Annotated in this window: 11 protein-coding genes and 1 riboswitch; of the genes, 10 read left to right on the forward strand and 1 reads right to left on the reverse strand. The window is 32.5% G+C overall.

Annotated features, from left to right (window positions below):
* Positions 1-10: 10 nt before the first annotated feature.
* The 3 genes from rpoC (at position 11) to RSB60_RS00250 (ending at position 4,817) form a co-directional block, all read left to right on the forward strand.
* Entirely contained in the window at positions 11-3,862 is a 3,852-nt protein-coding gene (gene rpoC, locus RSB60_RS00240) for a DNA-directed RNA polymerase subunit beta' (protein WP_332613767.1), read from the forward strand.
* Between the two features lie 200 nt (positions 3,863-4,062).
* Positions 4,063-4,335, forward strand: a complete 273-nt coding sequence (locus RSB60_RS00245; RefSeq protein WP_332613769.1) for a hypothetical protein — start codon at positions 4,063-4,065, stop codon at positions 4,333-4,335.
* A gap of 2 nt (positions 4,336-4,337) precedes the next feature.
* The gene (locus tag RSB60_RS00250; RefSeq protein WP_332613771.1) at positions 4,338-4,817 is read left to right on the forward strand and encodes a hypothetical protein; all 480 of its coding nucleotides are present in this window, start codon (positions 4,338-4,340) and stop codon (positions 4,815-4,817) included.
* Positions 4,818-4,900: 83 nt separating this feature from the next.
* On the opposite strand, the gene RSB60_RS00255 is transcribed toward RSB60_RS00250, so the two are convergent.
* Positions 4,901-5,161 (reverse strand): zinc ribbon domain-containing protein, encoded by a 261-nt coding sequence (locus RSB60_RS00255; RefSeq protein WP_332613773.1) that lies wholly within the window; start codon positions 5,159-5,161, stop codon positions 4,901-4,903.
* 333 nt (positions 5,162-5,494) lie between these two features.
* Here RSB60_RS00255 and RSB60_RS00260 point away from each other — a divergent pair, with 333 nt between their 5' ends.
* The 7 genes from RSB60_RS00260 to gdhA all read left to right on the forward strand — a co-directional run bounded on the left by RSB60_RS00260 (position 5,495) and on the right by gdhA (position 12,683).
* Positions 5,495-5,830 (forward strand): hypothetical protein, encoded by a 336-nt coding sequence (locus tag RSB60_RS00260; protein ID WP_332613775.1) that lies wholly within the window; start codon positions 5,495-5,497, stop codon positions 5,828-5,830.
* Between the two features lie 133 nt (positions 5,831-5,963).
* On the forward strand, positions 5,964-7,979 hold the full coding sequence (locus tag RSB60_RS00265) for a hypothetical protein (protein ID WP_332613777.1): 2,016 nt from the start codon (positions 5,964-5,966) through the stop codon (positions 7,977-7,979).
* 4 nt (positions 7,980-7,983) lie between these two features.
* Positions 7,984-8,628, forward strand: coding sequence for an ATP-binding cassette domain-containing protein (locus RSB60_RS00270; RefSeq protein WP_332613779.1), 645 nt, complete (start codon positions 7,984-7,986; stop codon positions 8,626-8,628).
* Positions 8,625-9,146 (forward strand): hypothetical protein, encoded by a 522-nt coding sequence (locus RSB60_RS00275; protein ID WP_332613782.1) that lies wholly within the window; start codon positions 8,625-8,627, stop codon positions 9,144-9,146. Before RSB60_RS00270 ends, RSB60_RS00275 begins: the two co-directional genes overlap by 4 nt.
* Before the next feature lie 135 nt (positions 9,147-9,281).
* Positions 9,282-9,351: riboswitch (Fluoride riboswitch) on the forward strand.
* Between the two features lie 37 nt (positions 9,352-9,388).
* A complete protein-coding gene (locus RSB60_RS00280; RefSeq protein ID WP_332613784.1) occupies positions 9,389-10,567 on the forward strand; it encodes a cation:proton antiporter in 1,179 nt (392 codons plus the stop codon).
* 98 nt (positions 10,568-10,665) lie between these two features.
* Entirely contained in the window at positions 10,666-11,244 is a 579-nt protein-coding gene (locus tag RSB60_RS00285; RefSeq protein ID WP_332613787.1) for a hypothetical protein, read from the forward strand.
* A gap of 101 nt (positions 11,245-11,345) precedes the next feature.
* Entirely contained in the window at positions 11,346-12,683 is a 1,338-nt protein-coding gene (gene gdhA, locus RSB60_RS00290) for an NADP-specific glutamate dehydrogenase (protein WP_332475669.1), read from the forward strand.
* Positions 12,684-12,723: the final 40 nt, after the last annotated feature.

Genomic DNA, 12,723 nt, shown 5'->3' on the forward strand with positions numbered 1-12,723 from the left:
AGGAATGCAAATGACAGGAATTAACAAATTTTCAGCAATTCAAGTTGGATTGGCATCTCCTGAGAGAATCTTAGAATGGTCTCATGGTGAAGTTAAAAAACCAGAAACAATTAACTATCGTTCTCAAAAACCAGAACGTGACGGATTATTCTGTGAAAGAATTTTCGGTCCATCAAAAGACTGGGAATGTTATTGTGGTAAATATAAGAAAGTAAGATATAAAGGTGTAGTCTGCGACCGTTGTGGCGTAGAAATTACAAAATCAACAGTACGTCGTGAAAGAATGGGTCACATTCAATTAGCGGCTCCTGTTGCACATATCTGGTACTTACGTGGAATTCCTTCACGTATGAGTTTACTTCTTAATATCACTCCAAAACAATTAGAAGAAGTTGTATATTTCGTATCATGGGTTGTTACTGATCCAGGAGATACAAAACTAGATTACAAACAAGTTATTTCTGAACGTGAATATCGTGAAAGTACTGCACTTTATGGGCCTGGTTCATTTAAAGCTCAAACAGGTGCTGAAGCAATTGAAACATTACTTCAACAAGTTAAGTTAGAACCTGAACATAAAATGGTACTTGCAGAACTTGAAGGTGCTACAGGTGATAAACGTAAGAAATTAATTAAGCGTTTAGAAACTATTAATGCATTTTTAACATCAAACAATAAACCTGAATGGATGGTATTAACTGTATTACCAGTAATTCCACCAGATTTACGTCCGATGTTACAACTTGATGGTGGACGTTTTGCTACAAGTGATTTGAATGATTTATATCGTCGTGTTATTACTCGTAATAACCGTTTAAAGAAATTATTAGAACTTGGAACTCCTGCGATTATCGTACAAAACGAAAAACGTATGTTACAAGAAGCAGTTGACGCATTAATTGATAATGGTCGTCGTAGTAAACCAATTACTGGAGCTGGTGGACGTGCATTAAAATCACTTTCTCATAGCTTAAAAGGTAAACAAGGACGTTTCCGTCAAAACTTATTAGGTAAGCGTGTTGACTATTCTGGACGTTCAGTTATCGCGGTTGGACCAGATTTGAAAATGTATCAATGTGGTATTCCACGTGAAATGGCTATTCAATTATTTAAACCATTCGTTATTAACGAAATCGTTAATCAAGGAATTGCAGGAACTCGTAAGACTGCAGAAAAACTAATTGATCGTCAAGATGCTCGTGCTTGGGATGTGGTTGAAGAAGTTATTACGAATCACCCAGTATTCCTTAACCGTGCACCGACACTTCACCGTTTAGGTATTCAAGCGTTCATGCCAAAACTTGTAGAAGGACGTGCAATTCGTCTTCATCCATTAGTATGTACAGCATTTAATGCTGACTTCGATGGTGACCAAATGGCTGTCCATTTACCATTAAGTGAAGAGGCTCGTGCTGAAGCAGAAATCTTGATGCTAGGTTCAAACAATATCCTAGGGCCTAAAGATGGAAAACCAATCGTTACACCATCACAAGATATGGTGCTTGGTAACTTCTACCTTAACATGGAAGAAACAGCAGAAGAATTCTATAAAAAAGCAGATTTAATTGAAACAATGGGTGATGTTGAACTTGCGAAAATATGGAGATCATATGGTGATAATGAAGGTCATGTTTTCAAAAACATGAATGAAGTATTAATGGCCTATGATAATAAAGTTGTACACTTACATACACGTATTGCGATTCCAGGAAAATCATTAAACAAAGATGCATTCACTGAAACACAAAAGAATTCATATTTGATTACTACAGTAGGTAAAATAATTTTCAATAATATTTTCCCTAATGATTTCCCTTATATTAATAGAGTTACAAAAGCTACATTACAAGCTACACCAGAATCTGACTTCTTACCTATGGGTTCAAATATTAAGGAAGAAATTAAAACTCGTCCTTTAAATCCTGAATTCAAGAAAAAAGATTTAAGTAATGTAATCGCTGAAGTATTTAATCGTTATCGGACAGAGGGATCTGCGGATATCCTTGATAAGATTAAAGACATGGGATTCAAATATTCTACAGTTGCTGGTATGACTGTATCACTAGCTGATATTAACGTTGCACCAGACAAACAAAAATTCGTTGATGAAGGTAAACACCAATCTGCAATCCTTCAAAATTTATTGAAACGTGGACGTTTAACTCCAGCAGAATGGGAAAGACACTTCTCTAAATTATGGGCTGATATCAAAGATGAAATCGGACGTAAAGTTATGGAAAGTCTACCTCGTATGAATCCAATCAACATGATGGCTGTATCAGGTGCTCGTGGTAATGCGTCTCACTTTACACAGCTTGCAGGTATGCGTGGATTAATGGCTCGTCCAACACAATCAAAATCAAAGAAAGAATATCAACCATCAATTATTGAGGTTCCTATCTATTCTTGTTTCCGTGAAGGATTAAACGTATCAGAATTCTTTATTTCTACCCATGGGGTTCGTAAAGGATTAACAGATACTGCCTTAAAAACTGCCGAATCAGGATACTTGACACGTCGTCTAGTTGACGTTGCACAAGATGTAATTGTCAATGAAGAAGACTGTGGTACAGATCGTGGTTATTTAGTTGAAACAATTGTCGATCGTAAAAATAATTCTATCATCGAAGGACTTTATGATCGTTTAGTTGGACGTTATGCAAAAGATGCAATCGTTGATCCTAAGACAAAAGAAGTAATTGTTGAAGCTGAAGAATTTATTGATGAATCACTTGCACAAAAAATTGTTGATGCAGGTGTTGAAAAAGCATATATCCGTAATACATTTACATGTTTAAGCACAACTGGTGTTTGTCGTAAATGTTATGGACGTAACATGGCAACAGGTAAACTTGTTGAAAATGGTGAAGCTATTGGTATCATGGCTGCCCAATCTATTGGGGAACCAGGTACACAGTTAACAATGCGTACTTTCCATACTGGAGGGGTTGCATCAGGTAACGACGGAGATATCACTCAAGGGTTACCACGTGTTGAAGAACTATTTGAAGCACGTTGCCCTAAACACGTTGCAGTTTTAGCTAAAATTGATGGTGAAATCACTGAAATCACTGAACTTGAAGGCGGAACTGGAATGAGAATCGTTGTAACAAACGAAAAAGAAAGTATTGAACATAAATGTGACTTAACTCAAAATATTCGTTCTTGGATGAAAGTTGGAACTGAAGTTAAAGCGGGAGATAAGCTAACTGAAGGACAAGTTAATCCAAAAGAATTACTTGAAGTTGCCGGTGTACAAGAAGTTCAAAAATATATCCTTAAAGAAGTTAAAAAAGTTTATGCTTCTCAAGGTATCGATATTTCAGATAAACATATCGAAGTTATGATTCGCCAAATGATGAAGAAAGTTGTAATTATTGATGGTGGAGACACTGGACTTACAACTGGACAAACACTAAGCTTACAACGTATGACAGATATTAATACAGGTGTATTATTATCAGGCAAACGTCCAGCTAAATTTGGACCTACATTATTAGGTATTTCAAAGGCTTCAGTAGAAACAGATTCATTCTTATCAGCTGCATCATTCCAAGAAACTACAAAAGTTCTTACAGAAGCTGCAATCAAAGGTAAGATTGATAAACTAAAAGGATTAAAAGAAAATGTTATCATTGGTAAGTTAATCCCAGCAGGAACAGGATCTGATTTTGAAAGAGAAAGTACTACGCGCATTATTGAAAGAGCAAGTGAGTTACGTATCGAACGTGAACTTATGAATGCTGAAGCAAATGATGATGAATTACTTCCAAAAGAAGTTATCTCTACAGCACAAGATGTTGAAGATGAAGATGAAATTGAAGAAGTAGTAGTCGTTGATGAAGAAATAACTGAAGAATAAAAAGAAGCAGATCACTTATTAGGTGGTCTGCTTTTTACATGTTAAAGTGAATTTATTGTAGATGCAATACAAGTTAATAATCATTTAAGTAAGATTAAGAAATTACTTAAGCGTAATTATACCTTGAAAAGTGATAATTATAACACTTTGCTGGAATACATTTCTAACATGTGATACGTTTTAAAAAAGGAGAGGGTTATATGAAAAGAATAATTAGACTTTTATTAGTTTTTGCATTTATTACAATTTCTATATTACCGTTATCAGCTGAATTAGAAAGAGGCGCAATTTATCAAAATCTTTTAAAACGATATTGTAATAATTTTTCAGGAGATAGAATAATTGAAGTGTATGCGGACATTGAAGTTTATTCCGGAGGAACATTGCAAGGAAGAAAAGAAATACCAGATATTTGGGTGGCTCATATGGATTGTTATGATATCTATTATGAAAATGGATATTGGATAAATTAATGATGAAAAAAATTATTGCTGTTGTCTTCATGTTGATTTTCATCTCCGGCTGTACAAATCAAAATTTGCCGCAAGAAACTATTATTACAAATACACCAGGAATCGATAGTAACATTGAAGTGATTGAAAATGATCCAGAAGTTATGGGAACATATATTTTATACTACGATGGTGAAAAAGGAAGTTCTGGAATAATCGTTGTTTTAGGCCCATCTTCAGAACTTACAATGTTGATACCAAAAGTTAATAATGTTTTGCAATCGTATGAGGGTACCTATACAGCAGTAGATGGTATTTTATCATTTGCGATGTTAGAAATTCCAACATCACCAAGTGGATGGTTTGGTCATCGAAATTTTGAATATGAGTTTGATGGTGAAAATATACTACTAACACATACAGATAAATCAAATGACAGGAATGAAAAATCATATTTCTCTTTGAACTATGTCGACACATTAAAAATGGTTGAAGTTAAATAAGAAGTATTAGTTAAATTTAATTATAATATGAAACATAAAAAAATCAGATCGCGATATGAAACCGTGAACTGATTTTCTTTTACTTAATCTTTTTTCCAACGTTTTAATGTTGGAAGTACTTCTGACATAAATTTGCGTGATTCTTTTTCATCCATACCTTCTTGTACCATCATTGGAACACAGAAATCAATCATCTCTTGCATTGTGCAGTTTGAAGTAAAATCTCCCTTGTCATAACAATACTTACAGTAATCTTTATTGATACTTCCATCAGCGTTTGTACCAAATAAGTTATCTTCTTCTTTCATTGGCATAGCACAACATTGGCAAATCATTTCTTCCATTTTTAGTCCTCATCTTCTAACAGATATTTCTGTAACTTAATACTAACAAGAGTAAGTTGACATCTATTGTCAGTTTATTAAATATAGTTAATAAAATATATGCAATAAACGCGACACACCTTATTGTGTCTGTGAAGTATCTAAAGTGAATTAATTTCAACGGGATATTGATTTTTTGCCTAATCATACCGCAAAAGTAAGCGATTATACCAAGTGTATTGATATCATGTTGACATGTAGTAATAATGAACTTAACAAGATTTTGTCACAAGAAGTGAAAGCTAAATAAAAATCAAAACTCACAAATCAAATCAATAAAGGAGAAAATTGAAGATGAAAACAAAAACTAAAATTATTATGCTAGTGGGAGTAATGCTCGCCGTAATTACAACACCAGTATTTGCCAAACAAGGTTCATTTGAGGATGAAAATGTAAATTACATCTATTGGGATGAAAATAGTACTACATTTTGGACAGGTGTAACAAATAAGATAAGCTATAATCGCTATGCACCTTGCGTCGGGCCAAAAAAATATAGTCATGATGAGATATATTGTGGTATATTTGCTAATCAAAATGTTTATAGAGAGAAAAGTGGACAATTATATAATGGTCATAGCCATAGTTTACTAAGTGATTATGGAACGTATGATTATTGGGAAGAATAACGCTAAATTAAATTTGATACATTGCTAATGTTTATTAAGACAAAACTAGTGTAGTTGTTTAAGTATCACTTTTCAACTACGCTAGTTTCTTAAATTATTAGGAGATAATATTTATTTGATAAGGAAGGTCATTATGAAAAAACAAATTATATTTTCATCTTTGATTGTTTCAATTCTTGCCTTTTTATTTTTAATACCTCATTTTAATAATGAGGTTGACCATAATTTTACATATATGCATAACTACATTGATAATGGTCAATATGTAATCATGGGGCAAATTACTGAAAACATTGCGATTAGTGATGTTGACTATCGTATTTTCCACAAAGACTTGAATGAATCTGCTATTAAGAATAACTTAGTTGCTGTTCAGTTTTTGACAACTAAGGATGAAGGCGTAAGAAAAGAAGTTATATATTTATCAACAAATGATTTGTATGCTAAAGATATCTTCATGCTAGAGGAAGGACTTGTAGATGTAAACTCTAATCAAAACTATAGCACAACAAGTAATGAAAAAAGTACAAAGATTGCAGGTATTTACCTAACTAGAGATTATGAGTTAGATAGTATATTGAACTCTCATGAAAACGCAGGAGGATATACTTTTGCAAACATACAAGGTGATTTAGATGAAAATTTTAATAACTTTATTCAAGATATGGATGAAATATATCCAGGAATAATTATACATAATGCAAAAACATTCACAGAATCGATGTCTAAAAATGCAGTAGATGGATTATTCTTTGTCAAAGTGTTATGTATCTCTTTTCTAATGATTATCATGGCGGCTAAGATGTTCTCTATGCAAAAATTAGTATCACTCTACAAAATAGAAGGGTATACGAACATAAAAATATATAATCAATTATTTCTAAAACCATTTGCTGTATTTAACGGTATTTTGTTAATTATAGTATTCATTTGTTTTACAGTTTATTATCAGAGCCCGATAACATTGAGGTTGTTACTTCAACTATATTTAATTCAGTTTGGTTTATTGATACTTATCGAATTGGTGGCCTCACTATTATTTTATCTTATTATTAATTATGTACCGAAGGTTACTTCAATAAAAGGTAAGAATGAACTAAATAAGATACAACTTTGTGCATATATATTAAAAGTCGGTATTGTTGTCATTACAATACCAATATTAACTAATCAATTCCTGCCTGCTATCGATTTCATCAAAATGAATTTAAGATATAATCAAGTTATCAAAGATTTAGAGAATTACTATAGTTTTGGTTCAATTATAAGTTCAAATTATCACATTGATCGAGGTAGTGATAATTATATTTCTCTTAGTCATGATTTAGCTGTAAATAATAATTTATTTGATTTATCAAAAGCTGGATATTTTGATTTTGATAATTTTGATCCTAATAATGTTAATTATTTTTATACGGTAGATGAAAACTATTTGGAACAAGTGGGATTAAGAGGTGAAACATTTAATAAAGAAGAATGTTATATCTATACTCGCCCAAACACAAAGTTTGACTTGGAGTTGCTTAAGGTTGATATTGTAAATAATGATCCTAATCCACCCAAAATAAATTATGTTGATTATGATATAAGTTTGAAAAGTTATGATATAAGGACACTTTTATTCAAGGATGAAATTGATAATATACCACTTGTTTACATGCCAATAGAAAAACAGCTTCAAGGACAATTGAACTCCAGTGTATTTTATTATGATAACGACGATGTTCCGGTCCAAGAGTATATCGATTATATTTTTAGGATGCATGGATATACTCCTGGTTACCGTATCGATTCTATGGTAAGCAACTATTCTACGGTTTTCAATGGTTATGTTGCGTTAAGCATTCAATCATTTATGCAGTTTCTTATCGCCATGTTTACGTTGATTACAGTCATAGTATTTTTATTTGAAGTAGATTTGGATAATAATCGAAAGCAATATCGGATATCTTATATTGAAGGAGTTAATGTATATAGCTTTACAACATATGTACTAAAATTTGCAAGTGCAAGTGTTGTTGGGTTAATCATAGCAATGGTAATGATTCCTAATATAATCAATAAACAATTTATTGGTTGTGTTGCTTTCATTTTGATTGTTGAGGCATTTATGTATCTGTTGTTTATGAAAAGATGCAGGAGGAGATAAAGTAATGGAAATTAAAATTGAAAATCTTTCTAAGAGCTATGGTAAACTTGAAATTTTTAAAGACTATAATTTGAAAATTGAAAGTGGCAAAATTACATGTTTATATGGTGAAAGCGGATGTGGAAAAACTACAATTCTTAACATTATTGGATTGATTGAGAATTATCAAAAAGGAAGTATTTATTATGATGGTCAAGCTATAAAAAAAGAGAAAGATATTCGTTCAATGCATAAGGAAAAGATTGGGTTTATCTTTCAAGATTTTGGATTGATTGAAAATATGACGGTGAAAGAAAATCTAAATATTGTTCAAAAGATAAGAGTAATGAAAAATAAAAATGAAGTGATGAATGATACTTTAAAAGACTTAAACTTAGAGTGTGTATTGGATAAGAAAGTATTTGAATTATCTGGTGGTGAGCAGCAAAGGGTAGCAATTGCAAAGTTATTATTAAAAGATCCAGATTTAATTCTTGCAGATGAACCGACAGCATCTTTGGATGAAAATAACCAACAATTGATATTGAACCTCATGCGTCAAATTTGTGAACAAGGTAAAACAATAATCATTGTTTCCCACGATGCCGCTACACGTGAATTTGCGGATATTAAAATTGATTTAACCAAGGAAAAGGAGAATAGAAAATGAAAAAGGTAATATTAGTGTTATGTGTTTTATTATTAGCTGGATGTGGAAAAAAAGAAGATAAACCAGTTGAGGTGCCAAAACCAGAAGACAAAGATATACTTGTTACAACTCCAGAATCAACACCGTCTTTGGATGCGAAAGAAGGTGAAAATATTTATGATAGTACCAAGACAAAACACGTTTATTCTGGTAATGGGGTGACAGACTCGGATTTCACATTTGTTATTGAGGGAAATCCTTGTGTAACAGAAGACTATATACTTGTAAAAATCATGAATGTTAAAGAGGGGAACCAAAAAATCGGAATGGAAATAGGTAGGCATTGTTATGCAAAAGCAGAGGATAATGTTCAGGGTGGTGTAACTGATATGAGTCCAGATGATTTTGATGAACAACCAAATTTTGAAATTTTAGTTGGTGAACTATACAAGTTATATTATGAGTTACCTGAGGGATTTGTACCAACAACATATTTGAACTATGTGGATTATGCCACAAAGTTAGAAGAGATAAAATAAACTATACATATTTATAGTAAATAGAAGAAACGACTTTCAAGATAGTTATGTGGTGAAGAAAAGGATTCTTTACCACATAGGTAATGTGTTAATTACTAGTTTAAAAATAATTTACAAAACTTGTAGATATGATAAAATTACTTTGGGAATGATGCTCTCCCTTGCTTTATGCAAAACCGCAATTGCTGATGACGTCTAGTTCTTTTTGAACTACGTCATTTTTATTTTATGGAGGATAGAATATGTTAGTTAGTGTAGCACTTATACTTGTATTTGGGTTGTTGTTTTCAAGTTTGTTTACAAAATTAAAATTACCAGGATTTATTGGAATGATTCTAGTGGGGATAATTCTGGGAGGCAGTTTTTTAAATGTTATTGATGATAAGCTATTAGCTATTTCTTCGGAAATTCGTCAGATAGCATTAATTATAATTTTAACTCGTGCTGGATTAACATTGAAACTAGATGACTTGAAGAAGATTGGTAAACCAGCATTTTTTATGAGTTTCTTGCCAGCGACATTTGAAATAGTTGGTTGTACAATTTTAGGACCAATTCTTTTAAATACAACTGTATTGGAAGGAATGTTAATTGGCTGTGTTTTAGCGGCTGTTTCACCAGCAGTTGTTGTTCCTAGAATGATACAACTCACAGAAGAGGGTTATGGGCAAGAAAGAAAGATTCCACAGCTTATCTTGACGGGAGCTTCATTTGATGATGTCTTTGTTATTGCGTTATTCACAGTAGTATCAACATTTGTTCAATCAGGAGAAGTTAATCTTTCAAGTATTATTCAAGTACCTATCGCAATACTTAGTGGTATTTTAATAGGAGTGGCATGGGGATATGTATTTCAAATGTATTTTAAAAAATTTCATATGAGAGATTCAATTAAACTCTTAATTATTTTAGCCTTCTCATTCTTCATAGTTGGATTTGAAAAAGAAATATCATCAATTTTACCTTTTTCTAGTTTAATAGCAGTAATGAGTATGGCAATTTCTATTAATGTATTTTATCCAAAACTAGCAAATCGACTTTCATCAAAATATAATAAACTTTGGATAGCAGGTGAAGTATTTCTCTTTGTTCTCGTTGGAATTAGTGTGAACATTACATTTGCTTTAGGTGCGGGATTATTTACAATCTTGATGGTATTAGGAGGTTTAATATTTAGAATGGGTGGCGTATTTATTAGTCTTCTACCAACTAAATTTACAAATAAGGAAAAATTATTTTGCGCATTTGCTTATTTACCCAAAGCCACTGTTCAAGCAGCTATTGGTGGAATACCATTAGCTATGGGATTAGCGTGTGGAGAACTTGTTTTGACGGTAGCCGTTTTATCAATTTTGATAAGTGCACCATTGGGAGCAATTTTGATCGATTCATCCGCAAAAAAACTCCTTACAAAAAGTTAGGGAGCGTAATTCTTCCGTGTTCAGTGAGTTGTGCTATCATAAAATTATCAAGTAACAATTACCTGATGGCCTAGGTTTAACTAAGGAGGAATAACAATATGACCAAATTTAAGAAAATAGTAATACTAGGATTTTCCCTACTTTTTGCGGGGACATTAACAGCTTGTGCTACAACACCTAAAACAGAACTACCAAGTAAGGACTTTTCAGTAACGATTAATGACAGTACATATTCAATACCATTTAAGGTAAATGACTTAATAAATAATGATGTTACAATATATACTGATACAAATGGTACTGACTTGTATACAGTAGATGAAACATTCTATAACATTCAAGCACAAGCAAAGAATCAAGACTTATTCACAATTGATGTGAAAACAGGCAGCACAGCAGAAGAACAAGGCGATAATGCAATGGTAGTAGGGTTACATTTGCAAAGTTATGATAATAACCTCAACACTGCGAAGATTGGTGGTAGCTTATTATTAAACCAATCCACAATTGCTGATGTAACTGCAAAGTATGGTAAGGATTACGTAGTTCAACAAGGAAACATTGATAAACCAGATAAAGATGTAATAATTATTACATATACAATGGAAGGTAAATTACTTACATTCTATTTCTTTGAAGGTAAGATTAGTGGTTTTGAAATTGTAATTAATGATTAGTAAGTGAAAATGCGATTATTTAGTCGCATTTTTTTTATAAAAATGTTGTAAGATAGGCTTCATACGTCTAAAATAGAAACATAGAAGTTGGAGGAATAATGATGAAGTATATTGAACGAGTATTAGAAGAGATTAAACAAAAAGATAAGGATCAACCGGAATTCAATCAAGCCTTAGAAGAAGTATTGAAATCAGTTGAAGTTATTTTTAAGAAACATCCAGAGTATGAAAAAATGGCGATTCTTGAAAGATTAGTAGAGCCTGAAAGAATTATTCAATTCAAAGTACCTTGGACGGATGACAAGGGAGTAGCACATGTTAATCGTGGCTTCCGTGTTCAATATAATAGTGCTTTAGGTCCATATAAAGGAGGCCTACGATTTCATCCAACTGTGAATTTGTCTGTTCTTAAATTCTTAGGTTTTGAACAAATCTTTAAGAATTCATTAACAACATTACCGATTGGCGGAGGAAAAGGGGGAAGTGACTTTGACCCTAAAGGTAAAAGTGACTCTGAAGTAATGAGATTCTGCCAAAGCTTTATGACGGAACTATATCGTCATATTGGACCAGATGTGGATGTGCCAGCTGGAGATATGGGTGTTGGTGGTAGAGAAATTGGATATCTTTATGGACAATATCGTAGAATTCGTGGAATTAGTGAAAGAGGTGTCTTAACTGGTAAAGGTATTGGTTATGGTGGTTCTCTAGCACGTAAAGAAGCTACAGGATATGGTTTGGTTTATTTCTTATTAGAAATGTTGAAAGCAAATAACATTGAACCAGCAGGGCTAAATGCGATTGTATCAGGAAGTGGAAATGTTGCTATCTATGCAGTTGAAAAAGCAATGCAACATGGAATTCATGTTATTGCGATGAGTGATTCACGCGGATATATTGTTGATGAAAAAATTGATTTAAAAGTTGTGAAAAAAATTAAAGAAGAACTTCGTGGTTCTTTAAAAGATTATCCTAAACTAGCAAAGCATGGTCAATATTTTGAAGGCTCTGTTTATGATGCAAAACTCAAGGCAGAGATTGTTTTACCATGTGCAACGCAAAATGAAATTGATATTAAGCGTGCTAAAGCAATCGTAGCAAATGGATGTATTGCAGTTGCAGAAGGTGCAAATATGCCAGATAACAATGATGCAATTGCTTACTATCTTGAAAAAGGCATTTTATTTGCACCAGGTAAAGCAGCTAATGCAGGTGGTGTTGCGACTTCAGCACTAGAAATGAGTCAAAATAGTATGCGTTATTCTTGGACATTTGAAGAAGTTGATGAAAAACTACAAGACATCATGAAACAAATCCATGAGCAATGTACAGATGCAATGAAGAAATATCGCTTAGATAAAATTAATTATGTAGCAGCTGCAAATATTGCGGGTATGCAAAAAGTTATTGATGCAATGATTGCCCAAGGTGATTATTAATTGCAACTTATCGCATAAAATGACAACTTACTTAAAAGTG

This window comes from Anaerorhabdus sp. (genome assembly GCF_036657415.1).
Taxonomy (GTDB): Bacteria; Bacillota_I; Bacilli_A; order Erysipelotrichales; family Erysipelotrichaceae; genus Anaerorhabdus.

Bases quoted from the DNA above. Each gene is read 5' to 3' on its own strand.
- rpoC (WP_332613767.1), top strand. From the start codon at position 11: ATGACAGGAATTAACAAATTTTCAGCAATTCAAGTTGGATTGGCATCT.
- RSB60_RS00245 (WP_332613769.1), top strand. From the start codon at position 4,063: ATGAAAAGAATAATTAGACTTTTATTAGTTTTTGCATTTATTACAATT.
- RSB60_RS00250 (WP_332613771.1), top strand. From the start codon at position 4,338: ATGAAAAAAATTATTGCTGTTGTCTTCATGTTGATTTTCATCTCCGGC.
- RSB60_RS00255 (WP_332613773.1), bottom strand. From the start codon at position 5,161: ATGGAAGAAATGATTTGCCAATGTTGTGCTATGCCAATGAAAGAAGAA.
- RSB60_RS00260 (WP_332613775.1), top strand. From the start codon at position 5,495: ATGAAAACAAAAACTAAAATTATTATGCTAGTGGGAGTAATGCTCGCC.
- RSB60_RS00265 (WP_332613777.1), top strand. From the start codon at position 5,964: ATGAAAAAACAAATTATATTTTCATCTTTGATTGTTTCAATTCTTGCC.
- RSB60_RS00270 (WP_332613779.1), top strand. From the start codon at position 7,984: ATGGAAATTAAAATTGAAAATCTTTCTAAGAGCTATGGTAAACTTGAA.
- RSB60_RS00275 (WP_332613782.1), top strand. From the start codon at position 8,625: ATGAAAAAGGTAATATTAGTGTTATGTGTTTTATTATTAGCTGGATGT.
- RSB60_RS00280 (WP_332613784.1), top strand. From the start codon at position 9,389: ATGTTAGTTAGTGTAGCACTTATACTTGTATTTGGGTTGTTGTTTTCA.
- RSB60_RS00285 (WP_332613787.1), top strand. From the start codon at position 10,666: ATGACCAAATTTAAGAAAATAGTAATACTAGGATTTTCCCTACTTTTT.
- gdhA (WP_332475669.1), top strand. From the start codon at position 11,346: ATGAAGTATATTGAACGAGTATTAGAAGAGATTAAACAAAAAGATAAG.